Origin of the sequence: Roseomonas alba (genome assembly GCF_019430885.1) — a bacterium.
GTDB lineage: Bacteria > Pseudomonadota > Alphaproteobacteria > Acetobacterales > Acetobacteraceae > Neoroseomonas > Neoroseomonas alba.
In genome coordinates, this window is the sequence record NZ_JAHYBZ010000008.1 from 257,149 (window position 1) to 280,797 (window position 23,649).

Sequence of the window (23,649 nt, forward strand, 5' to 3'; positions counted from 1 at the left end):
TCAGCCAGAGTAGCCATAGACCTCGCGCGCCGTGTCGGCGGAGATGACGCCTTCGGCCAGATCGCGGGCGACCGCAGCGGGCGCGCGCTTGTCGGCGGGGCCGTAGCCGCCGGCCCCGGGGCTGACCACGGCGAACCATTGCCCCGGCTTCAGCACCGCGCTGTCGCCATCGAACACCACGCCCGGACCGCATTCCACCGCGCCATGCCCGCCGGCGCCGCCGCCGAGCAGGCCCCACGACTTCGACGACAGGCGCGAAACATCGACCCGTACGCGGCAATCGGCATCGGCGCGATAGACCCGCCGCAACCCCATGCCGCCGCGCTGCGTCCCGACGCCACCGGAACCGTCGACGAGCTCATAGCGCAGCAGGGTCAGCGGATATTCGATCTCCAGCGCCTCGACCGGCAGGTTGGAGGTGTTGGTGACATGGACATGGATGCCATCGAGGCCATCCTTCGTCGCGCGTGCCCCGCCACCACCGCCCATGGTCTCCAGATAGACCCAGAGCGCGCCATCTTCCTCGCGCTGGCCGATGAAGCTCGCCACGGTGCAGACGGAGTTGGAACAGGCCGTCACGCGATCCGGCACGGCCTGCGCCAGGGCACCGAGGATCAGGTCGGACACGCGCTGGCAGGTCTGCACCCGCCCGTTCACCGCGGCCGGATGCGCGCAGTTCAGCACGGTGCCCGGCGGGGCCGTGACGGTCAGCGGCCGCGCCAGCCCCGCATTGGGCAGGATGGTCGGATCGACCACGGACTTCACGACGTAGTAGGCGGTCGCCGCCAGCGCGGTCCAGGTCATGTTCAGGCCCGCGCGGAGCTGCTTCGGGCTGTCGAAATGCAAGGTCATGGAATCGCCCTGCACCGTGACGCGCACATGCAGCGGCAGTTGTTCCTTGACCTCCATGCTTTCGAAGACGTCTTCGAAGGTCCAGGTGCCGTCGGGGATGGCGGCGATGCCCGCGCGCATCTTGCGCTCGGCATAATCCAGCAGCGCGCGGCCTGCGGCAGTCACCGTCGCGGTGCCATACTTCGCGCAGAGCGCCTGGAAGCGCTGCACGCCGACCCGGTTCGCCGCCATCTGCGCGCGCAGGTCGGACAGGCGCTCGCGCGGCACCTGGCAGTTCAGCAGGATGAGGTCGAGGACATCCTTCTGCAGTTCACCCGCGCGGTACAGCCGCACCGGCGGAATCCGCAGCCCTTCCTGGTAGATGTGCGCATGCCCGCGATCGGCGAAGTCCGAATGGTGGGCGAGGTTGACCGTCCAGGCGACGATGGCGCCATCCACGAAGATCGGCTCGGCCAGCACGATATCGGGCAGGTGGGTGCCGCCGCCCTCATAGGCGTCGTTGCCGACGAAGACGTCGCCGGGCTTCATGTCCTCGATCCGGTGCAGCTTCAGCACATGGGGCACGATGCCGATGAAGCTGCCGAGGTGGATCGGGATGTGCTCCGCCTGGCAAAGCGTATTGCCATCCGTGTCGAACAGCGCGGTGGAACAGTCCCGCCGTTCCTTGATGTTGGTGGAGTAGGAGGCACGGATCAGCGCCTCGCCCGTCTCCTCGACGATGGAGGACAGGGCGGCGCCGATCACCTCGACGGTGATGGGATCGAGCACCGGGGAGTGCGTCGCGGGCGCGTCGTTCATGCCGCCACCTCCAGGATCAGATTGAGGTACGCATCCACCCGCGCCGACATGCCGGGCAGGACGACCGTGGTGGTGTCCATCTGCTCGACGATGGCCGGGCCGGTGAAGCTGTTGCCGGGCCGAAGCTTGTCGCGGGCATAGATCGGTGTGGCGACGAAGGCGCCGGCTTCGGGGAACCAGACCTCACGCTCACCGATAATGGCACCGGAGGCATCCGGGCCGGCATCGGGGAAGGATTTGAGTTCCGCCTTCTTCACCCGGCCGGTGGCTTCCAGGCGCAGGGTGACGAGCTGCACCGGCTCGCCTTCCGCGATGAAGCCGTAGCGCTGCTTGTGGGCTTCGGCGAAGCCCTCGGCCAGCGTGGCGATGGTCGCCGCGGTGACAGGGCCTTCCGGCAGCGGCACGGCGAGTTCGTAGTTCTGCCCGGCGTAGCGCATGTCCGCGGTGCGCGTCAGGTGACGATCCGCCGGCGCGATCTCCTCATGCGCGAACCATTCGGTGGCACGCGTTGCCAGCCCGTCGAAGGCCGCGGCCACTTCGCCGACCGAGGCTGGCGTCGCCGGCAGCAGCTTGGTCGCGGCGAAATCGGCGCGCAGATCGGTCAGCAGCAGCCCCATGGCGCAGAGGATGCCAGGATAGGGCGGCACCAGCACGCGCTTCATGTCGAGTTCGCGGGCCAGCCGCGCCGCATGCAGCGGGCCGGCCCCGCCGAAGGCCATCAGTGTGTAGTCGCGCGGGTCGTAGCCGCGCTGCACGGAGATGACACGGATCGCGCGCGCCATGTTCGCGGTGACGACGGAGATGATGCCCTGCGCCGTCTCCATCACGCCAAGGCCGAGCTTTTCCGCGAGCCTGGCGATCGCCGCCTTGGCCAGCGACTGATCCACCTTCATGCGCCCGGCGAGCAGGTATTCCGGGTTCAGCGTCTGCAGCACGACGTTCGCGTCGGTCGTCGCCGGCTCGGTGTTGCCGCGACCGTAGCAGACCGGGCCGGGATCCGCACCGCAGGACCGCGGACCGACCTTCAGCAGCCCGCCGGCATCAATGTACGCGATGGACCCGCCGCCCGCGCCGACCGTGTGGATGTCGAGCATCGGCGCCTTGATCGGATAGCCATGCACGATGGCCTCCGAGGTCAGCTTGCACGCCCCACCATTGAGCAGCGCCACATCGGTCGAGGTGCCGCCCATGTCGAAGGTGATCAGGTCCTCATAGCCCGCCAGGGCACCGATCGCCTGGGCGCCGACCACCCCGGTCGAGGGGCCGGACAGCACCGCGCGAACCGGCATCTCGGCGGCCGTGCCGAAGCCGATGACGCCGCCATTGGACTGCGTCAGATGCGGCGTCGCCGTCATGCCGATGTCGCGCAGTCGCGGGGTCAGGCGCTCGATGTAGTTGCGCATGACCGGGCCGAGATAGGCGTTCAGCACCACCGTCGACAGGCGCTCGAACTCGCGGAATTCCGGGGCGATCTCGTGGCCGGCGCTGATGAAGACCTCGGGCATCTCCTCGCGCAGGATCTCGACCGCGCGCTTCTCGTGCTCGGGGCGGATGAAGCCATAGAGGAAGGAGACGGCGATCGCCTTCACCCCCGCTTCCTTCAGCGCCTTGGCCGCGGCGCGCATGCGGTCCTCATCGAGCGCGAGGTCGATGCGCCCGTCATGGCGCACGCGTTCCGGCACCTCATGCCGCAGGTCGCGCGAGACCAGGGTGGGCGGCTTGTCCGCCTGCATGTCATACAGGTCAGGTCGCTTCTGGCGGCCGATCTCAAGCAGATCGCGGAAGCCGTCGGTCGTCACCAGGCCGGTCTTCACGCCGCGATGCTGGATCAGCGCGTTGGTCGCGACCGTGGTGCCATGGCCGAAATAGGCCACCGACGCACCAGGCTGGTCGGCATCGGGGGCGACGCGACGCATGCCCTCCTCGACACCCTGGGCGATGCCGCGGGACGGATCGTCCGGCGTGGAGGAGACCTTCCACACCTCGACCCGACCGGCCTCCTCATCGAAGAGGCAGACATCGGTGAAGGTTCCGCCGGAGTCCACGCCAACACGCCACCGGGCCATGCCGATTTTCCCCATCGCGAAAGAACGAACAGACCATGACTATCCTGTTGCATTCCGGACGTTCGCAAGGCCTAATTTTCTCCAAGCGGTAGCTTGTCCATCATTTTCTCTCTCAGCGGAAACGAATCCGCCAATAGCCCGAAGAGATCGTCCTTTGTCGGAAGATGTCCAGGATGCCGGAACGAGCGGCATTGGCCGTGCCTTCAGCCTGCTGCGCCTGCTGGGCGAAAGCGGCCCGGGCGGCGTGCGGCTGACCGAACTCGCCGCCCGCGCCGGCCTGCCGCGCCCCACGGCTCATCGCATGCTGCGCAGCCTGGCCGCCGAGGGCGCTGTCGCCTTCGATGCGCGCAGCAAGCGCTACACCCTTGGGCTCGGCCTGTTCCTGCTGGCCGCGCGCGCCGGGGACACGCTCGGCCTGCGGGAACTGGCGCGGCCGACGCTGTTGCGCCTGACCGCCTCCCTGGGCGAGACGCTCTTCCTGCTGGTGCACAATGGTTACGATGCCGTGTGCATCGAGCGCACGGCCGGGCCGCTGCCGATCCGCTCCTTCACCGGCGACATCGGCGGGCGCGTGCCGCTCGGCATCGGGCAGGGGGCGAATGCGATCCTCGCCTTCCTGCCACCGCCCGAGCAAGACGAGATCATCCGCCACAACCTGCCGCGGATGCGCGAATTCGGCGGGCCGGACGAGGCCACGCTGCGCGCCGAACTCGCCCAGGTCCGTCGGGAGGGCCATTGCGGCGGCGCCAGCGGGCTGATCCCGGGCATGGCGGGGCTAGGGGCACCGATCCTGGACCATGAGGGGCGCGCCGTCGCCGCCATCAGCATCGGCACGACGACCGATCGGCTGACACCCGATCGCCGGGCCGTGATTGCCGAGATGCTGAAGCGCGACGCAGCGGGCATCAGCCGCGGGCTCAATCCCTTCGACCCGACGCTGCGGCGCGCCGGCGCCGCAATGGGGGCGCAGACGGCCAAGTGAGGCGGCGCGGCAGGCGGCGCCGCCCCTTCCTCAGGCGGCCGGTGTGATCAGGGCGCCCCGCAGGAACACGGCCACCGCGTCGCCGGCGCGCCGTTCCATCTCCGCCTCCGACGGTGGCCCCTGCAAGCCGAGCAGCAGGAACATGTGTGCCGCGCCGATCGCCATCCCGAACAGCATGCGGGCGGCCTCGGTCGGATCGGCCAAACTGAGCCGCCCCTTCGCCATCTCGGCGGCGAGGCGCCGTTCGAGCGCGCCCGCCCCCTTGGCGGGCCCGGCCTGATTGAAGGCATCGGCGAGTTCCGGCGACCGCTTCACCTCCCCGATGATGAGGCGGAAGATCGCCACCTGGCGGGGATTGAAGAGATGGCGCGTCAGCGCGACCAGCATGCTGCGCAGCGCGAGGGCAAGGTCCGGCTCGTCATCCAGCGAGGAATCGAGTGCGAAGGGGCAGAGGCAATCCTCCATCACCGCCCGGAACAGCTCCGCCTTGGAAGCGAAATGCTGGTAGAGCGTGCGCTTCGACATGCCGGCGAGCTGCGCCACATCGTCCATCCGCGCCGTGGCATAGCCGTCGCGCAGGAAGACGGTCTCGGCCGCCTCGCGCAGCAGGCGGAAGCGATCCGCCTCGCCCAGGCGGCGCCGCGGTGCCGCCTCCGCGGTCGTGCTCATGGTGTGGTTGCACCCGCCTGCGTCATCGTCCCGCTCCGCTCCTCCCAGCCGCCGCCCAGGGCACGATACAGGGAAACGCGGTTCTGCTGGCGAAGCAATTCCTGGGCAATGAGTTCCTGCTGGGCGGTGAAGAGCTGCCGCTGGGCATCGAGCGAGGCCTGGTAGTTGTCGAGCCCGCTGCGGAACCGCATCAGCGCGAGGCGATAGGCATCCTGGTACGATTGCACCAGCGCCCGCTGCGCCGCGATCTGGCGGTCGAAGGTGCCGCGCGCGGCCAGCGAATCCGCGACCTCGCGGAAGGCGGATTGGACGGCGCGCTCATAGGTCGCGACCTGGATATCGGTGCGGATCTTCGCCGCGTCCAAACTGCCTTGCAGAGTGCCGCCGGTGAAGATCGGCAGGTTGATCTGCGGGGCGAAGGTCCAGCTTCCGCTGCCGGCGCTGAACAGGTTGGACAGGCTCGCGCTCGCCGTGCCGCCGCTCGCGGTCAGGGTGATGGACGGGAAAAAGGCGGCTCGCGCAGCGCCGATCTCGGCATTGGCGGCGGTCAGGTTGCGCTCGGCCGCCAGAACGTCCGGACGGCGCAGAAGGATGGCCGAGGAGACGCCGGCCGGCACATCCGCGATCGGCTGGTGCAGCGCCGACAGCGAATCCGGCAGCATGTCCTGCGGCACCGGCCCGCCGAGCAGCAGCGCCAGCGCGTTGACATCCTGCGCCTTGAGCCGCGAGTAGCGTTCGAGGCTGGCGCGCGCCGTCTCGACCGAGGTCTGCGCCTGGCGCAGCGCGAGCTCGGTGGCGGTGCCGCCCTGGAAGGCCGCCCGCGTGATGGCGAAGGCCTCCTCCTGGTTGGCCAGCGTCTGGCGGGTGAGGTCGAGCGCCTCCTGATCCGCGGCGATGGCGAGCCAAGCCTCGGCGACCTGGCCGACCAGGCTGATCTGCGCGGCGCGCCGCGTCTCGGCATAGCCAAGATAGCGCTGGAAGGCCGCCTGGCTGAGGCTGCGGACCCGGCCGAACAGGTCGATCTCGTAGGCGCTGATGCCGATGCCCGCCCCCCAGATGCGCCGCGTCACGCCGGCCGTCGCATCGATCGGCGCGGTGCTCGAGACCACGCCGAGCGGCGTGCGGGTAGCGTCCAGGCTGCCGCTCGCGCCGACGCTGGGGAACAGCTCGCCGCGCTGGACGCGGTATTGCGCCTCGGCCAACGAGACATTCAGCACGGCGATGCGCAGGTCGCGATTGCCGGCGAGCGCCGTCTCGACCGCGCGTTGCAGGCGCGGATCGGCGAAGACATCGCGCCAGCCGATGGCATCGGCCTCCCGCGCCGGGCTCGCCGGGACCGGCGTCGTGCCGGCCGTGCTGCGATAGGCCGGGCCCTCCGGCCAGGCCGCGGCCACCGAGGGATTGGTCGCCGGCTGGTCGGGGATCAGGCTGCAGCCAGCCATCAGCAGCGCCGCGAAGGATAGGACAGGCAGGCGGATCATGGCGTCACTCTCCGGCCTGCGGCAGGGCGGCCGGTGTTGGGGTTTCGGCAGCCGGCCGGCGGCGCGTGCGAAACAGGCGCAGCACCACCAGGAAGAAGATGGGCACGAAGCTGATCGCGAGGACCGTGCCGGCCGCCACGCCACCCAGCACGCCGACGCCGATGGCGTTCTGCCCGCCCGCGCCAGCACCGGTCGCGATGGCCAGTGGCACGACGCCGAGGCCAAAAGCGAGCGAGGTCATGATAATCGGCCGCAGGCGCTGGCGCGCGGCATCCGTCGCGGCCTCGATCAGCTCCATCCCCCTGTCGAAATTCTCCTTGGCGAATTCGACGATCAGGATGGCGTTCTTGGCCGACAGGCCGACCGTCGTCAGCAGCCCGACCTGGAAGTAGATGTCGTTGGACAGGCCGCGTGCGATCGACGCCATGACCGCGCCCAGCACGCCAAGCGGCACCACCATCATCACCGAGGCCGGGATCGACCAGCTTTCATACAGCGCGGCGAGGCAGAGGAAGACCACCAGCAGGGAGATGGCATAGAGCGCCGGCGCCTGGCCCGAGGATTGCCGTTCCTCGTAGGACAGGCCCGACCAGGCATAGCCGAAGCCGGGCGGAAGCTGCGCCATCAGGCGCTGCATCTCGGCCATGGCCTCGCCGGTGGTGCGGCCGGGCGCGGGGGCGCCGGCGATCTCGCGGGAGGCGATGCCGTTGAAGCGTTCGAGACGCGGCGAGCCATAGACCCATTCGGTGCGGCCGAAGGCGGAGAAGGGCACCATCTGCCCCACCGCGTTGCGTACGAACCAGCGGTCGAGATCCCCTGGCAGCATGCGCGATTCGGCATCGCCCTGGAGATAGACGCGCTTCACGCGCCCACGGTCCATGAAGTCGTTGACGTAGGTCGCGCCCCAGGCTGTCGACAGCGTCGTGTTGATGTCGTTGACCGTCAGGCCGAGCGCGCTCGCGCGTTCCCAGTCGATGACCAGATGGAACTGCGCCTCGTCGTTCAGGCCGTTGGGGCGCACGGCCATCAGCACGGGGCTTTGCGCGGCAAGGCCGAGCAGCTGGTTGCGTGCCTCCATCAGTGCGGCATGGCCACGCCCGGTCTGGTCGAGGAGCTGGAAGGTGAAGCCGGTCGCATTGCCGAGCTCGGTGATGGCGGGCGGGGCGAAGGCGAAGACCATCGCGTCGCGATAGGCGCCGAAGCGGGCCATGATGCGCCCGTTCAGGGCCTGGACGCGCTGCGCGGCGGTCTTGCGGTCGTCCCAGTCGCGCAGCCGGATGAAGGCCATGCCGGCATTCTGCCCGCGGCCGGAGAAGTTGAAGCCGTTGATCGAGAAGACCGAGGAGACGGTGTCGCGCTCCTCCTCCAACAGGTACTGCGTGATCTGGTCGAGCGCGGCCTGGGTCCGGCTGGCCGTCGCACCCGGCGGGGCTACGACCTGGACGAAGCTGATGCCCTGGTCCTCATCCGGCAGGAAGCCGCCGGGCAGGCGCAGGAAGCCGAAGGCGAGCGCGCCGAGCAGCGCGCCATAGACCAGCAGCATGCGGATCGGTCGGCGCAGGCTGGCGGTGACGAAGCGGGTATAGACGCGCGTCACGCGTTCGAAGCCGCGGTTGAACCGGCCGGCGAAGCCCTTCTGCGTCTGGCCCGGCTTGTGCGGCTTCAGGATCGTGGCGCAGAGCGCGGGCGTGAAGAAAATGGCGGTGAAGACCGACAGGCCCATTGCGGTGGCGATGGTGATGGAGAACTGCCGGTAGATGACGCCCGTCGATCCGGCGAAGAAGGCCATGGGCAGGAACACCGCCGCCAGCACCAGGCCGATGCCGATCAGCGCGCCGGTGATCTGGTCCATCGACTTGCGCGTGGCCTCGAGGGGCGAGAGGTGCTCCTCGGCCATCACGCGCTCGACATTCTCCACCACCACGATGGCGTCGTCGACCAGCAGGCCAATGGCGAGCACCATGCCGAACATGGTCAGCGTGTTGATGGTGAAGCCCGCCATCTGGAGCACCGCGAAGGTGCCGAGCAACACCACCGGCACGGCAATGGTCGGGATCAGCGTCGCGCGGATGTTCTGCAGGAACAGCAGCATGACCAGGAAGACCAGCACCACCGCCTCGAACAGCGTGTGCACAACGCTTTCGATCGACAGGCGCACGAAGGGCGTCGTGTCGTAGGGAAAGATCACCTCGACCCCGTCCGGCAACAGCGGCCGCAGGCTGTCGATGGTGGCGCGCACCGCCGTCGCGGCATCAAGCGCATTGGCGCCGGAGGCGAGCTTGATGCCGATGCCCGCCGCGGGGCGGCCATTGTAGAGCGCGCTGATGGCGTAGTTCTCGGCACCGACCTCAACGCGCGCGACGTCGCGCAGCCGGACCTGGGCACCGTCGGTCTGCACGCGCAACAGGATGGAGCCGAAGGCGTCCGGTGAGGTCAGGTAGGATGGCCCGATGACGGTGGCATTCAACTGCTGGCCCTGCACCGAGGGCAGCGCGCCCATCTCGCCGCTCGCCACCTGGACGTTCTGCGCGCGGATGGCGGTGGCCACATCGCCCGGTGTCAGGCCGTAATTCACCAGCTTCGCCGGATCCAGCCAGATACGCATCGCATATTGCGCGCCGAAGATCTGGTAGTCGCCCACGCCCGGCGTGCGGCTGATGGGATCCTGGATGTTGGTGACGACGAAGTCGGAGATGTCGAAATTGCTCAGCCGCCCGTCAGTCGAGACGAAGCCGACCACGAGCAGGAAGTTGTTGGTCGACTTGGCGACGCGGATGCCCTGCTGCTGCACCGTCTGCGGCAGGCGCGGCACGGCGAGCTGCACCTTGTTCTGCACCTGCACCTGCGCCGTGTCCGGGTTGGTGCCCTGGGCGAAGGTCAGGGTGATGGTCGCGCTGCCGTCCTTCGCCGCGTTCGACGAGAAATACAGCAGGTTGTCGATGCCGCTGAGCTGCTGCTCGATCACCTGCACCACGGTGGACTGCACCGTCTCGGCCGAGGCGCCCGGATAGGAGACCTGGATCGAGATCGCGGGCGGCGCGATGGCGGGATATTGCGCGACCGGCAGGCTGCGCAGGGAGAGCAGGCCGGCCAGCATGATCGCGATGGCGATCACCCAGGCGAAGACCGGGCGGTCGATGAAGAAACGGGCCATGGGGAGGTGCCTGGATCAGCCGCCGTTGCGGGCGGGCGTGGCTTCGGCGGTCGCGGCGGGAGCGGTCGCCTCGGTCGCGGTGACTTTGGCGCCAGGGCGTATGCGCAGCACGCCTTCCATCACCACGCGGTCGCCGGGGTTGAGGCCCGACGCGACGAGCCAGTTCGTGCCGATGGCGCGGCTGGTCCGCAGGATGCGCTGCTCCACCACCCCCTCGGCATTGACGACATAGGCCATGGGTTCGCCGCGCGGGGTGCGCTGCACGGCCTGCTGCGGCACCAGTAGGGCCTGGTCGATGACGCCTTCCTCGACCCGGGCGCGGACGAACATGCCGGGCATCAGCAGGCCGTCAGGATTGGGGAAGACGGCGCGCAGCGTGACCGATCCGGTGCCCTGGTCGACGATGACCTCGGAGAACTGGATCTCGCCGCGATGGGCGTATTCGGTGCCGTCCTCAAGCAGCAGGGTGGCGACGGCGCGATCCGTCGTCTCGCGCTTCAGAACGCCCTCGGCGATATCGCGGCGCTGGCGCAGCAGGGCGGCGCTGGGCTGGGTGACATCGACATAGATCGGGTTGAGCTGGGTGACGGTGACGAGCGCATTGGCCTGGCTTGCCGTGACCAGCGCGCCGACGGTGACCGAGGCACGCCCGGTGCGCCCGGCGATCGGCGAATTGACCACGGTATAGCCCAGGTTGATGCGCGCCGTGTCCACCGCGGCCTGGGCGGAGGCAACGTCCGCCTGGGTCTGGCGCAACGCGGCCTCCGCCGCGTCGAAATCCTGCTGGCTGACGGCGCGGGCGCGGACCAGCGGGCGGTAGCGGTTCACCGTGGTCTCGGCCTGGTCGGCCGTCGCCTTGGCGCGGGCGAGCGCGGCCTCGGCGGTTTCCAGCGCGGCCTGGAAAGGGGCGGGGTCGATGCGGAACAGCGGCTGGCCGGCGGTGACCTCCTGGCCCTCCGTGAACAGCCGTTCGCGCAGCACGCCGCCCACCTGCGGCCGGACCTCCGCGACGCGATAAGCCGTGGTGCGGCCGGGCAGCACCGTGCTGACCGGCGTCGGCTGGCGGCGCAGGGTGACGACGGTGACCTCGACCGGCCGCGGCGGCGGCGTGGCCGCGCGGGCCGCCGTCTGGCCCGGCCCATCATCGCAGGCCGACAGCAGCGGCAGAACACCCAGCAGCGCGAGCGCCACCGTCGCGCGCCGGCGGAATCTCCGGCGGTAAGCAAGATCCGGCATGGATACCTCAGGGAAACCGACCAGTTTTCAGATGCGAAACTGGCGAGTTTCCTGATCTGGGTCAAGCCGAATTGCTGCGTCGCAACATATCGATACAGACTGGGAGGCTGTTCAGTGGCCCCCGCCTGCAGCGCTGAAGACAACGAGCGCATCCAGCGCGAAGGCTCCCTTCTCCCGCACGAGGAAGGGATTGACCTCGACGCTCGCGACCTCTCCGGCATGGGCGGCCGCGAAGCGCGACAGGGCGCAGAGCGTTTCGACCAGCGCCGCCTGGTCGAGCGGCGGGCCACCGCGCCATCCCTTGAGCAGGGCCGCGCCGCGGGAGGCACCGATCAGCGCCTCGGCCCGCTTCGGCGTCAGCGGCGCGCTGGCGAAGGCGACGTCACGGAACAGCTCCACCGCCACGCCGCCGAGGCCGAACATCACCATCGGGCCGAAGACCGGGTCGCGCAGCGTGCCGATGATCGTCTCGACCCCGCCATGCATCATCGGGGCCACCAGCACGCCGTCGAGCCTGGCATCGGGCCGCGCCGCACGCGCCCGCTGCATCAGCGCAGCAAAGGCAGCGGCGACCCCATCGCCATCGGCGATGTTCAGCATGACGCCGCCGACCTCGGTCTTGTGCGCGATGTCGTCGGACAGGATCTTCATCACCACCGGATAGCCAAGCCGATCCGCGGCCGCCACAGCGGCCTCGGCCGTGGCGCAGGCTTCCTCCGGCAACACGGGAACGCCGGCGCGGGCAATCAGCGCCTTGGCCGCTGCCTCATTCGCGATGGTGAGGCCAAGCGGCGCGGCCGGCGCGATGGCCGGCACCGCTTCAGCGTCCTGCTGGAGACGCCGCAGCCGCGCCGCGCCGGCGACCGCGCGCACGGCGCGGGTCGGGTCTTCGAAGACCGGGATGCCCTCGGCTTCGAGGCGCAGCCGTACCTCGTCCACATGCGTCATCACCGCGACCACGGTGCGGTCCGGCTGGTTGCGCCGCAAAGCGAGGAAGGCGCCTTCGATCTTCGGGAAGCGCTGCATGTCGCGCCCGAGATGCGCCAGATAGAACATCGCTGCGCCGAGATCGGCCCCACGCATCATCGCCTGGCTGATCGTCTCGATGACATGCAGCCGGCCGGCCAGCTGCGCCGTGGTATCGATCGGATTGCACCCGGCCGCCATCGGCTGGACGGCGTGGATTTCGGCGAGCACTTCCGCCGACATGGGCGGAACGGCGAGACCAGCCTCCACGCAGGCATCGGCCATCAGCACGCCGATGCCGCCGGAGACGCTGAGCACGCCCGCGCTTTCCATGGGCGGCAGCGGCGCGATGGAACAGAGATAGGCGACATCCAGCATCTCCTCGATGGAGGAGACGCGCAGCGCGCCGCATTCGTGGAAGACCGTGTCGATAACGCGGTCCTCGCCGGCCAGCGAGCCGGTATGCGTCGCCGCCGCGGCTGCGCCGACCTCGGTGCTGCCGACCTTCATGATGATGACGGGCTTGCGCGCGGCGGCAGCCTTCAGCAGGGCGCGGCGCAGGCCATCGCCATTGCTGCAACCTTCCAGCGAGGCACAGATGACACGCGTGCCAGGGTCATCCACCAGATAGTCGATGGCTTCCGCGACATCGATGTCCACCTCATTGCCCGTGGCGATGGCACGGCTGATGCCGATGCCGCGGAAGCCCGCGACGGCATAGATGTGCGAGCCGTAGGCGCCGCTCTGCGTCGCCACGCCGACGCTGCCGGGCGGCGGCTTCGCCGTGGCGAGCAGGCTTGAGAAAGTGCCGAAGAATCCGTCGGGCGGGCTGATGCTGCCGAGGCAGTTCGGCCCCGTCAGGCGAATGCCCAGGGCGCGCGCCTGCTCGGCAAGGCGCGCCTGCAGCGCGACGCCTTCACCGCCCTCCTCCGCGAAGCCCGAGGACAGCACCTGCACATGGTGCACGCCCTTGGCGGCGCAATCGTCGATCGCCTTCGCGACCAATGCCGCCGGCAGCAGGATCAGTGCGCTGTCCGGCGTTTCCGGCAGATCCGCGACGCTGCGCCAGGCGGGCAGGCCCTGGACTTCCGTCGCGCTGACATTGATCGGGTAGATGCGGCCCTGATAGCCGAGTTCCTTCAGATGCAGCAGCGTACGGCCGCCGAGCTTCTCCGGATCGCCCGACGCGCCGACCACCGCGATCGAACGTGGCCTGAACATCTTCTCCAAGGGATGCATACCGATGCCTCTCAGGCTGCGCGGCGCGCCGCGTCGTCGAGCAGGCGCCGGGCCTGCACGCTGCGGTCGCCATATTCGAATTCCGCCATCATGATCCGCCGCGCCAGGCGGATCGCCTGCAGCCCTTCCGTCATGCCCATGCCGCCGTGACATTGGATGGTGGATTGGGCGATGAAGCGGCCACCCTCGCCCAGGCGCAGCTTGGCGAAGGCGATGTCGCGCCAGGCGCCGGGATCGCCGGCGCCTACGCTACGCAGCGCCTGGGCGGCCAGGCCGCGCAGGGTCTCGTATTCGACATACATCTCCGCGACGCGGTGCCGAAGCGCCTGGTGCGTGGCGAGCGGCACGCCGAACTGCACGCGGTTCAGCAGATACTCGATGGTCTGCTCGATCAGCGCACCCGCAGCGGAGACGGATTCGATGCAGGTCAGCAGGGCGCCGAGGTCGCGGGCCGCGGCGGCACGGTGCGTCACGCCCTCGCCATGTGCGAGAATCCAGGCCGGATCGACGGCAACGCCGACGAAACGCCAATCCGCCGAAGGCCGCCCGTCGATGCGCTGGTAGCGCGTGACGCCGACTCCTGTTGCACCAGCCGGGACCAGCAACAGGGCATCACCGACGACCAGCAGCGCATGTGTCGGATCGGGCGGCGTCTCGATGCCGACGACCGTGCCGGTCAGACGGCCATCCGCGAGCTGCGGGGCGGCAGCGGCATTATCGATGGCGGCCTCGGCGGGGACGAGCGCGATGCGCGCGCGGCCCTCTGCGAGCGCAGTCAGCACCTCGGCATGCTCCACCAGCAGATGCGGCAGTACGCCACAGGATGTGGCGATCGGCAGGGGCAGTCCGCCACGCCCTGCGCCGCCCACCAGCGCGGCGAGGTCGGAGATATCCCCCCCCGCGCCGCCCGCATCCTCCGGGATCGCGGTCGTGGTCCAGCCGAGGCCGATGATCGCGTCCCAGTGCCGCCTCAGGCAGGCCGCCTGGTCCGCCGCATCGGCGAGCAGCGCGAGCTCGGCATCCGCCGCACGCCCGATCTCGCAGGCCTGGTCGAAAGCGTCGCCACCAACGATGGGTTTGGCTGTGAAGGGCATGCGTCAGGACCCGAAAAGCTGCTTGGCGATGACGTTCTTCTGCACTTCGCTGCTGCCGCCATAGATCGTACGGACACGGCCATACATGTAGTTCTGGATCCACTCGATGCCGGGCGCCTCGGCATTGGCGCCGGCGGCATCGGTCGGTCGGAAACGCGGTGCAAGGCGCTCGCCCATCGCATCCAGCGCGATTTCCGCGACATGCTGCGACGTCACGCTGGTGGACAGCTTCAGCACCGAGGGCAGCAGCCCCAGCGGACGCCCCTCCATGGTCGCGGCGACCGCTTCCTGCCCCAACGCCTGGGCCCCGCGGAGCTCGGCCTCGGCCATGAGCAGGCGCTCCTCCAGCAGGCTGCGCTTCAGGGCGTGGCGCGGATCGGCCAGTTCCTGCGCCAGCAGCGTGCGCGTGCGCTCCAGGTTCTTCAGCGCGGGCGCGACATTCGCACCGCCCAGGCGCTCCCGCTCCAGCAGGAACTTGCCATAGGTCCAGCCCTGCCCTTCCTCGCCCACGCGATTGGCCACCGGCACGCGGACTTGGTCGAGGAAGACCTCATTCACATGATGCCAGCCATCGATGGTGCGGATCGGACGGATGGTAATGCCCGGGGAGTTCAGCGGGATCAGCAGCAGGCTGATGCCCTGCTGCTTCTTCGCCTCCTTCGATGTGCGGACCAGCGTGTACATCCAGTCCGACTCATGCGCGTGGGAGGTCCAGGTTTTCTGGCCCTCCACGATGTACTCATCGCCCTCGCGCCGCGCGGCGGTGCGCAGCGAGGCGAGGTCCGACCCTGCGCCGGGCTCGGAATAGCCCTGGCACCACCAATCCTCGCCGTTGAGGATGCCGGGCAGGAAGCGGCGCTTCTGCTCCTCCGACCCGTATTCGATGATGACGGGGCCAAGATGCCGCAGCCCGTGATGATACTGCGGCGGGCAGTCGCATTCGGCCATCACCTCGTCGAAGATGTGGCGCTGCTTCAGGTCCCAGCCCGTGCCGCCATATTCCCTCGGCCAGCCCGGCGCACCCCATCCATGCGCAAAGAGGATCTTCTGCCAGGGATACCAGACCTTGCGCGACAACTTGCGATAGGTCGCCACCACCGCCCGGATCTCGGGCGGGCAGCGGGTCATCGCGAAGTCGCGGACCTCCTCGCGGAAGGCACCGTAGTCGATGGGGGCGGCCATGCGGGTCAGCGTCCCTTGAAGACGGGCTTGCGCTTCTCAAGCTGCGCGGTGCGGGCCTCCTTCGCGTCCTCGGTCTTGGAGAGCTCGTAGGTGAAGTTCTGCTCGAAGCGATAGGCGTCCCGGGGCGGCATCAGCTCGACCAGGTTGCAGCTGTTCTTCGCATACTTGATGCCCAGCGGGCTCTTCTCCGCGATGCGCGCGGCCATCTTCATCGCCGCCGGCAGCAACTCGTCCGGCGACCAGACGGAGTCGATGACACCGAGGCGATACAGCTCCGGAGCCGGCAGCTTGTCGCCGGTGAACATCAGGCGCCGCGCGAAGGACCGGGTGAAGAACTCGTTCAGCATGGCCGCGCCGCCGGCGAGGCCGACATCGATCTCGGGCATGGCGAAATAGGCCGTCTCCGATGCCATCATGATGTCGCAGGACGTCATCAGCCCGAAGCCGGCGCCGAGTGCGGCCCCGTTCACGGCCGCAATCACCGGCTTGGCGCATTCGCGGATGGCGTTTCCCGTCTCGCGCGTGATGCGGTTGTGATGCCAATAGGCGCCCGGGATGCTCGGATCAGGCCGCTGCTTGAGATCCGCGCCGGCCGAGAAGATCTTCCCCTGTCCGGTCAGCACCAGCACGCGGACATCGTCACGGTCGGTCGCGTGATCGAAGATCTGGATGATGCGGTCGCGCACTTCGGCATTGACGGCGTTGACCGGCGGCCGGTTCAGCGTGACCAGGCCGATATGGTCGGCCACCTCGAACTTCACGACATCGGACGACATGAACGTGCTCTTCTCCTGAGTGATGACAATCGGCGCGGTCAACCGGCCTGGATACCGGCGCGACGGATGACCTCGCCCCATTTCGCGGATTCGCTGCGCAGCATGGTGCCGAGTTCCTCGGGCGTGCTGGACACCGGCGGGCTCGATCCGGCCACGCGCATGCGTTCCTTCAGCTCGGGATCGGCGAGCACCCGGACCAGCGTCTGGTTCAGATGCTGGATGATCGGTGCCGGCGTGCCGGAACGCACGCATACGTAGTTGATGACGCCGACCTCGAAGCCCGGGATGGTCTCGGCGATGGTCGGCACGTCCGGAAGTTCTTCCATGCGCTGCGCGCTGGTCACGGCGATGGCGCGCAGCTGCCCCGATTGCAGCAGCGGCACCATCGGCCCGTAGGAGTCGATGGACATCGTCACGCGGCCCGCCGCCACGTCCTGCAGGGCCGGCCCCGTACCGCGATAGGGCACGTGCGACATGCGGATATTGGCTTCCATGCACAGCAGCTCACCCGCCAGGTGGCTGCCGGCGCCGATGCCGGAACTGGCGAAGGTCAGCTCGTTCGGGTGCGCCTTGGCCAGGGCGATAACATCGGCGACGCTGCGCGCCGGCACGTCGCGATGGACCGCCATCACGTAGGCCCCGCGCGTCAGCAGGCTGACCGGCGCGAAGTCGCGATCCGAATCATAGGGCAGAGACGCCATGAGATGCCGGTTGGTGATCAGCGGTCCCGGCGTGCCGTAGAGCAGCGTGTAGCCATCCGCCGGCGCCTGCGCGACGGCCGCGGTTCCGATGGTGCCGCCGGCGCCGCCACGATTCTCGACGACGACCGGCTGACCGAGTGCGGTACCAAGCGGTTCGGCCACGAGCCGCGCCGTAAGGTCCGCGCCACCACCCGGCACGAAGGGCACGATCATGCGCACGGGCCGCGTCGGATAGGATTGGGCGAAGGCCTGCGGCAGGCCGGCCACGAAGCCGACAGCACCACCAAGGAGCGCGCGGCGCGTCGCTTCGCGTGATGGGCGTCGGATGGCTGGCATGGCGTCGTTCCCTTCCCTCGCCGCCGGTTCGTCAGCCTGCCTCTACTGATCGACCGGTCAGTCAGGCTGGCAGTCTGACTTGATCCACGCGGTCCGGCAATAGGGGTCCATTCGGGCCAGTAGATGCGTACCAACCCGCCTTGCGGCCATAAACATGCCGTCGTAGCGTCACCTCAATTGACCGAACGGTCAGGCCAATGCTGCCCCAGCGCAGCATCGGCCGCATGCAGAGGAGACCGTCCATGTTCCGCAGCACCCGCCGATGGCTGCTCGGCCTCGCCGCACTTCCCTGGACCATGGCCATGGCCGGCGCACAAACCCTGACCATGGGTGTCGGTGCGCCGGTCTCGTCGCTCGATCCGCACTATCACCTGCTCCGCTCGAACAACGAGGTGGCGCAGATGCTGTTCGATGGGCTGCTGGCCACCGATGCGCGGGCGCAGCTCCGATCCGGCCTCGCGGAAAGCTGGCGGGCCGTGGGCGACACCGTCTGGGAGTTCACCCTGCGCGAGAATGTCCGCTTCCATGACGGCACGCCGCTCACTCCGGACGACATCGCCTACACCTTCGAACGCATCCCGCAGATGCGCGGTCCCGGTGCCTCCTTCTCAACCCTGATCCGGCCCGTGCAGCGGGTCGAGATCGTCGATGCGCGCACGCTGCGCCTGCATACCGCGGTAGCCGCACCGTTGCTGCCGACCTATCTCTCCCAGGTCATGATCCTCAGCCGCCGCCTGCATGCCGAGGCGACGACGAGCGATTTCAACAGCGGCAAGGCGGCGATCGGCACAGGCCCATTCCGCCTGGTCTCGCATGCGCCCGGCGATCGCATCGTGGTCGAGCGTAACGCGCAGTATTGGGGCCCGAAGCCGCATTGGGCGAGCGTCACCTATCGCATGATCACCAATGACGCGGCACGCACCGCCGCGCTGCTGTCGGGCGACGTCGACTTCATCGACCAGATCTCGACCAGCGACCTCGAACGCGTGCGACACGACAGTCGTTTCCATGTCGCGGAGACGACCAGTCTGCGCGTCATGTACATCACGCTCGACGGCACGCGGGAACCGCCGGTGCCGCTGCTGGCGGCGGCCAATGGCGGAGCGCTGGACCGCAATCCGCTCGCCGAGCCGCGCGTGCGCCAGGCACTGGCCATGGCCATCGACCGTCACCAGCTCGTCGAGCGCGTCATGGAAGGTGCCGCACTGGCGACGACGCAGTTCATGCCGCCGGACACCTACAGCTATATCCCGAACCGGCCGGTGCCAGCCGCGGATCCCGCAGCGGCGCGCCGCCTGCTGGCCGAGGCCGGGTATCCGCAGGGCTTCCAGCTCACGCTGATCGGTTCGAATGACCGCTACATGAATGATTCCCGCGTCGTGCAGGCGATCGGCCAGATGTGGACGCGCATCGGCGTGCGCACCACGGTCGAAGCTCAGCCCTACGCGACCTTCATCGGCCGCGCGACGCGGCGCGAGGCCCCGGCCGCCCTGCTCACCTGGGGCAATTCCACGGGCGAGGTCTCGGTCCTGTTGAACTCCGTGCTGCGCACGCCCAATCGCGAGCGTGGCCACGGCGCGGCCAATCGCCTTCACTATTCCAACCCGGCCATGGATACGCTGGTCGCCGCGGCCGAGGTGGAGATGGACAATGCGAAGCGCGAGGAACTGCTGCGCCGCGCGAGCACCATCGCGCTGGACGACCGGATGCTGGTGCCGCTTTACCTGCAGAACGCGCTGTGGGCGATGCGCAGCGGGATCACCTATGAGGCGCGGATGGACGAGCGCAACGACCCCATGGCGGTCAGGCCCGCCACACGCTGATGCGTCAGCGTGCCTTCAGGCCGTTGAAGATGAGATCGAAATAGGCGTCGGCGATCTGCGCCGGCGTCATGCCCTTCTCCGGCTTGTACCAGCGATGCATCCAGTTGAGGGATGACAGCACGAGCCGGCCGGTGAGCGGGACATCCACGGGGCGGAAGTCGCCGGCGTCGATGGCATCCTGGATCAGTTGGCGGATCAGCCCCTCATAGCGGTCGCGCCACATCATGCGCTCCTTGCGGCGGCGCTGCTCCGGGTCGCTCCAGAAGGCGGCGGTGGAGGCGATCCAGTTCGACCGGTAGCGCTGGAAATAGTCGCCCGTCGCGGTCATGAAGGCGCGCACGCGATCCGGTGGCGAAGCACCTTCCGGCAGCCGGTCCTGGACGAATTCGCAAAGACGCTGCGTAGAGCCCAGCGCGATGCGCGCGTAGATCTCGTCCTTGTCGGTGAAGTGATGATAGAGCAGCGACTTGGAGATGCCGCAGGCCTCGGCGATGTCGCGCATCGAGGTCCCGTCGAAACCCTTGGTCGCGAAGAGGCGCGCGGAATGCGTCAGGATCTGAAGCATGCGGTCGGCAGGTTCGATCGCCTCCCCTGCTGCCGCCTTGATTTCAGAACGCGCCATCGAATTCCCATCATTCTCGCCGACGAGCGCCGCGCGACAGCCCAATTCTCGGATCGCTGACCAGGCGGTCAGGAACATTCAGTGTCGCACGGGCAAGACCCTCTGGCCAACAGGATCGCGTCGTCCAGACAAGTGACTCATTTCCTGTCCGGCACATTTATGGCCCTGCCTGCCCCCGGCCAGTATGGCGAGGCACGGCTCGATCGACTAACCTCGCGAAACCCACGACCGATACGGGCTGGGCTTGGCGCCTGTCCTGGCTATCGAGGAGCCGCGGCATGGAGACACGGGGACGGGTGACCGCCATACGCGGCGCGGTGGTCGACATCGCGTTTGGCGAGGCAGCCCTGCCGGACATCAATGAAGCCGTCCTCATCGGCCCGGGCGGCGACAGGATCGTTGCGGAAGTGCAGGCCCATCTGGACGAGCGAACCGTCCGGGCCATCGCGATCCAGGCGACGACCGGGCTGCGACGCGGCGATGACGTCACCAGGACCGGCGGCTCCATCACCGTGCCGGTCGGCGATGCCGTGCTGGGGCGCCTACTCGATGTCACGGGGCGGATCGGCGACCTCCAGGGCGATCTGCCCGCGGACGTGCCCCGTCGGCCGATCCACCGCGGCGCGCCGCCGCTCGCCGAGCAGAAGGGCACATCGGACCTCTTCGCGACGGGTATCAAGGTGCTCGACCTCCTCACGCCTCTCGCACAGGGCGGCAAGGCGGCGATGTTCGGGGGCGCGGGCGTCGGCAAGACCGTGCTGGTGATGGAACTGATCCACGCCATGGTCGCGACCTACCAGGGCATCTCGGTCTTCGCCGGGGTCGGCGAACGGTCCCGCGAAGGCCATGAGATGCTGCTCGACATGGCGCGATCGAAGGTGCTGGAGCGCACCGTCCTCGTCTATGGCCAGATGAACGAGCCACCTGGCGCGCGCTGGCGCGTGCCCATGACCGCCATCACCATCGCAGAGCATTTCCGCGACGAGACCCATCGCAACGTCCTGTTGCTGATGGACAACATCTTCCGCTTCGTCCAGGCGGGGGCCGAGGTGTCGGGGCTGCTCGGCCGGCAACCGTCCCGCGTCGGCTACCAGCCCACCCTGGCCAGCGAGGTCGCGGCGTTGCAGGAGCGCATCGCCTCGGTCGGCAGCGCCGCGGTCACGGCGATCGAGGCGGTCTATGTCCCTGCGGACGACTTCACCGATCCGGCGGTGACGACCATCGCAAGCCATGTGGACAGCATGGTGGTGCTGTCCCGCGCCATGGCGGCGGAGGGCATGTATCCGGCCGTCGATCCCATCGCTTCTTCCTCGATTCTGCTCGATCCCCTGATCGTGGGGCAGGACCATGTCGATGTCGCGAACCAGGTGCGCCAGACCATCGAGCATTATCGCGAATTGCAGGACGTGATCTCGCTGCTCGGCATGGAGGAGCTCGGCGCCGAAGATCGTCGGATCGTGCAGCGCGCGCGCCGGCTGCAGCGTTTCCTCACCCAGCCTTTCACCGTGACGGAAGCCTTCACCGGCGTGGCGGGCCGTTCGGTCACCGTCGCCGACACCATCGCCGGCTGCCGCGTGATCCTGGCGGGGGAATGCGATGCCTGGCAGGAAAGCTCGCTCTACATGATCGGCACGCTGGAGGAAGGACGGCAAAAGGAAGCCGCGCTGCACGGCACCCGGCAGGAGCAGACGGCGTGAACACCGCCCTGCACCTGACGATCACGACGCCTTCCTCCGTCCTGATCGATCGCGACGACGTCGTCTCGGTGCGCACCGAGGATGAGAGCGGTGGCTTCGGCATCCTGCCCGATCACGCGGACCTGCTGACGGTGTTGCCGGCCTCGGTGGTGCGTTGGCGCGGTTCCGACCACACCGAGCACTACTGCGTGGTCGATGGCGGCGTCTTCTCGGTGACGGATGGGCGACATGTTGCCCTCGCCTGTCGCCAAGGGACGGTCGGCGACGATCTGGTGCAGCTCGAGACCGAGGTCGCCGCCATGCATGCCGCGGAAACGGACCTTGCGCGGCGTGCCCGGACGGAGCAGACCCGCCTGCATGCGCGCGCGGTCCGTCAGCTCATGCGCTATCTGCGTCCCGGCCACACCGCAGGCATGCCGCCGGGCGGCCTGCGGAACGGCGATGCCGCGCCTTCGACCGATGACGGGAGCGCGGCGTGACGACCGACCCGCAACGGCCGGACCGGATGAGTGCCGCCGCGCGCGAGGCGGCCCGGCGCACGGAGAGCGGCGCCCGCACGCCGGAGCCCTCGCTGGGCGCGCGCCTCGGCCAGATCGGCATCCTCGGCTGGGCCATCGTCGTGCCGACGCTGCTCGGGCTGCTCCTCGGGCGTTGGCTCGACAGGGTCTTCGCCAGCGGCGTGTTCTTCTCGGCGCCATTCCTCATGATCGGGGCGGGCATCGGGTTGTGGTCGGCCTGGAAATGGATGCACCGCCAGTGACCGCCGGAACGCTGTTCGCCGTCGCGATCGGGCTCGCCACGGGGGCGGTGCTCGGCCTCGTGCATTTCGCGACGCTGCGATGGACGACGGATCTCTATCTCGGCAAGGGCATCGCCTATGGGTTCGGGCTCCAGATCCTGCGCTTCGCCGTGCTGGGCCTGGTGCTCTTCGCCCTGGCGCGGCTGGGCGCGGCGGCGCTGCTGAGCGGGGCGCTCGGCCTGCTCGTCATGCGCCGGATCGTCTTGAAGCGGGTCGGAGGCATGCCATGACCTCGCCGCTGACACTCGACGCCGTCTTCCATATCGGCCCGGTGCCGATCACCGAGCCGGTGCTCGTCACCTGGGCGATCATGGTCGTGCTGTCCCTTGTCGCGCATCTCATGACGCGGCGGCTCTCGCTACATCCCTCGCGCAGCCAGGCGGCGCTCGAAGCGATGGTCAGCGCCGTCGACAGCCAGATCGCCGACACGATGCAGGCCGATCCCGCCCCCTATCGCGCGCTGATCGGCACCATCCTGATCTATGTGCTGCTCGCCAACTGGTCTTCGCTCATCCCCGGCGTCGAGCCGCCGACCGCGCATCTCGAAACCGATGCCGCGCTCGCCGTCATCGTCTTCTGTGCCACGATCTTCTATGGCGTGCGCAGCCTGGGCGCAGCGGGCTACCTGAAGACCTTCGCGGAGCCGAGTTGGGTGATGATCCCGCTCAACCTGGTCGAGCAGATCACCCGCACCTTCTCGCTGATCGTGCGCCTGTTCGGGAACATCATGAGCGGCGTCTTCGTCATCGGCATCATCCTCTCCCTGGCCGGATTCCTGGTGCCGATCCCGCTCATGGCGCTCGACCTGCTGACCGGGGCGGTGCAGGCCTACATCTTCGCCGTGCTGGCCTGCGTCTTCATCGGCGCGGCGATCAGCGAGGGGCGGCCACCCCGCCGCGCCGAGGCAGAGCAACAGGAGACACGATGAACAACCTGATCGAGGCCGTCAGCATCATCGCGGCGGCGATGGCCGTCTCCTTCGGCGCGATCGGCCCGGCGTTGGGCGAAGGGCGCGCCGTCGCGGCCGCGATGGATGCCATCGCGCGGCAGCCGGAATCCGCCGGCACCATCTCGCGCACGCTCTTCGTCGGCCTCGCCATGATCGAGACCATGGCGATCTACTGCCTGGTGATTGCGCTGCTGGTGCTCTTCGCCAACCCCTTCGTGAGGTGAGCG

At 68.7% G+C, this 23,649-nt stretch carries 20 protein-coding genes; 8 read left to right on the forward strand and 12 right to left on the reverse strand.

Translation table 11 applies throughout. The features are described 5' to 3' along the window. Entirely contained in the window at nt 1-1,650 is a 1,650-nt protein-coding gene (locus KPL78_RS22615) for a hydantoinase B/oxoprolinase family protein (protein ID WP_219765227.1), read from the reverse strand. After that, entirely contained in the window at nt 1,647-3,716 is a 2,070-nt protein-coding gene (locus tag KPL78_RS22620) for a hydantoinase/oxoprolinase family protein (protein ID WP_219765228.1), read from the reverse strand. Before KPL78_RS22620 ends, KPL78_RS22615 begins: the two co-directional genes overlap by 4 nt. A 154-nt stretch (nt 3,717-3,870) precedes the next feature. Between KPL78_RS22620 and KPL78_RS22625 the strand changes: the two genes are divergently transcribed. After that, entirely contained in the window at nt 3,871-4,698 is an 828-nt protein-coding gene (locus tag KPL78_RS22625) for an IclR family transcriptional regulator (RefSeq protein ID WP_255569320.1), read from the forward strand. A gap of 30 nt (nt 4,699-4,728) precedes the next feature. Here the strand turns inward: KPL78_RS22625 and KPL78_RS22630 are convergent, their stop codons facing one another. The 9 genes from KPL78_RS22630 to KPL78_RS22670 all read right to left on the reverse strand — a co-directional run bounded on the left by KPL78_RS22630 (nt 4,729) and on the right by KPL78_RS22670 (nt 17,532). Further along, a complete protein-coding gene (locus KPL78_RS22630; RefSeq protein ID WP_219765229.1) occupies nt 4,729-5,367 on the reverse strand; it encodes a TetR/AcrR family transcriptional regulator in 639 nt (212 codons plus the stop codon). Then, on the reverse strand, nt 5,364-6,848 hold the full coding sequence (locus tag KPL78_RS22635; RefSeq protein WP_219765230.1) for an efflux transporter outer membrane subunit: 1,485 nt from the start codon (nt 6,846-6,848) through the stop codon (nt 5,364-5,366). Before KPL78_RS22635 ends, KPL78_RS22630 begins: the two co-directional genes overlap by 4 nt. Nucleotides 6,849-6,852: 4 nt before the next feature. Then, entirely contained in the window at nt 6,853-10,002 is a 3,150-nt protein-coding gene (locus tag KPL78_RS22640) for an efflux RND transporter permease subunit (RefSeq protein ID WP_219765231.1), read from the reverse strand. A gap of 15 nt (nt 10,003-10,017) precedes the next feature. Beyond that, nucleotides 10,018-11,238 carry an efflux RND transporter periplasmic adaptor subunit gene (locus KPL78_RS22645; RefSeq protein WP_219765232.1) on the reverse strand — a complete coding sequence of 407 codons (1,221 nt, stop codon included), beginning with the start codon at nt 11,236-11,238 and terminating at the stop codon, nt 10,018-10,020. 111 nt (nt 11,239-11,349) lie between these two features. Beyond that, on the reverse strand, nt 11,350-13,425 hold the full coding sequence (locus tag KPL78_RS22650; protein ID WP_255569321.1) for an acetate--CoA ligase family protein: 2,076 nt from the start codon (nt 13,423-13,425) through the stop codon (nt 11,350-11,352). A 29-nt stretch (nt 13,426-13,454) separates the two neighbouring features. Then, nucleotides 13,455-14,537, reverse strand: a complete 1,083-nt coding sequence (locus KPL78_RS22655; RefSeq protein ID WP_219765234.1) for an acyl-CoA dehydrogenase family protein — start codon at nt 14,535-14,537, stop codon at nt 13,455-13,457. A 3-nt stretch (nt 14,538-14,540) separates the two neighbouring features. Continuing rightward, nucleotides 14,541-15,719 carry an acyl-CoA dehydrogenase family protein gene (locus tag KPL78_RS22660; protein WP_219765235.1) on the reverse strand — a complete coding sequence of 393 codons (1,179 nt, stop codon included), beginning with the start codon at nt 15,717-15,719 and terminating at the stop codon, nt 14,541-14,543. Between the two features lie 5 nt (nt 15,720-15,724). Next, entirely contained in the window at nt 15,725-16,495 is a 771-nt protein-coding gene (locus KPL78_RS22665) for an enoyl-CoA hydratase/isomerase family protein (protein WP_219765236.1), read from the reverse strand. A 38-nt stretch (nt 16,496-16,533) separates the two neighbouring features. Then, nucleotides 16,534-17,532 carry a Bug family tripartite tricarboxylate transporter substrate binding protein gene (locus KPL78_RS22670; RefSeq protein ID WP_219765237.1) on the reverse strand — a complete coding sequence of 333 codons (999 nt, stop codon included), beginning with the start codon at nt 17,530-17,532 and terminating at the stop codon, nt 16,534-16,536. Nucleotides 17,533-17,774: 242 nt separating this feature from the next. Between KPL78_RS22670 and KPL78_RS22675 the strand changes: the two genes are divergently transcribed. Further along, nucleotides 17,775-19,355, forward strand: coding sequence for an ABC transporter substrate-binding protein (locus KPL78_RS22675; RefSeq protein ID WP_219765238.1), 1,581 nt, complete (start codon nt 17,775-17,777; stop codon nt 19,353-19,355). Between the two features lie 4 nt (nt 19,356-19,359). Here the strand turns inward: KPL78_RS22675 and KPL78_RS22680 are convergent, their stop codons facing one another. Then, nucleotides 19,360-19,977, reverse strand: a complete 618-nt coding sequence (locus KPL78_RS22680; protein WP_219765239.1) for a TetR/AcrR family transcriptional regulator — start codon at nt 19,975-19,977, stop codon at nt 19,360-19,362. 278 nt (nt 19,978-20,255) lie between these two features. Here KPL78_RS22680 and atpD point away from each other — a divergent pair, with 278 nt between their 5' ends. Genes atpD through KPL78_RS22710 form a run of 6 tightly spaced genes read left to right on the forward strand, consistent with a single transcriptional unit; the run spans nt 20,256 to nt 23,646 of the window. Further along, a complete protein-coding gene (gene atpD, locus KPL78_RS22685) occupies nt 20,256-21,674 on the forward strand; it encodes a F0F1 ATP synthase subunit beta (protein WP_219765240.1) in 1,419 nt (472 codons plus the stop codon). Further along, a complete protein-coding gene (locus tag KPL78_RS22690) occupies nt 21,671-22,153 on the forward strand; it encodes a F0F1 ATP synthase subunit epsilon (protein ID WP_369412824.1) in 483 nt (160 codons plus the stop codon). Before atpD ends, KPL78_RS22690 begins: the two co-directional genes overlap by 4 nt. Continuing rightward, on the forward strand, nt 22,150-22,434 hold the full coding sequence (locus KPL78_RS22695; RefSeq protein ID WP_369412825.1) for an AtpZ/AtpI family protein: 285 nt from the start codon (nt 22,150-22,152) through the stop codon (nt 22,432-22,434). The genes KPL78_RS22690 and KPL78_RS22695 overlap by 4 nt, the downstream gene beginning before the upstream one ends. Then, the gene (locus tag KPL78_RS22700; protein WP_219765242.1) at nt 22,431-22,703 is read left to right on the forward strand and encodes an N-ATPase subunit AtpR; all 273 of its coding nucleotides are present in this window, start codon (nt 22,431-22,433) and stop codon (nt 22,701-22,703) included. Before KPL78_RS22695 ends, KPL78_RS22700 begins: the two co-directional genes overlap by 4 nt. Beyond that, nucleotides 22,700-23,401: a F0F1 ATP synthase subunit A gene (locus tag KPL78_RS22705; protein ID WP_219765243.1), complete on the forward strand. Its 702-nt coding sequence runs from the start codon at nt 22,700-22,702 to the stop codon at nt 23,399-23,401. Before KPL78_RS22700 ends, KPL78_RS22705 begins: the two co-directional genes overlap by 4 nt. Beyond that, nucleotides 23,398-23,646 (forward strand): F0F1 ATP synthase subunit C, encoded by a 249-nt coding sequence (locus tag KPL78_RS22710; protein ID WP_219765244.1) that lies wholly within the window; start codon nt 23,398-23,400, stop codon nt 23,644-23,646. The genes KPL78_RS22705 and KPL78_RS22710 overlap by 4 nt, the downstream gene beginning before the upstream one ends. Nucleotides 23,647-23,649 lie beyond the last annotated feature (3 nt).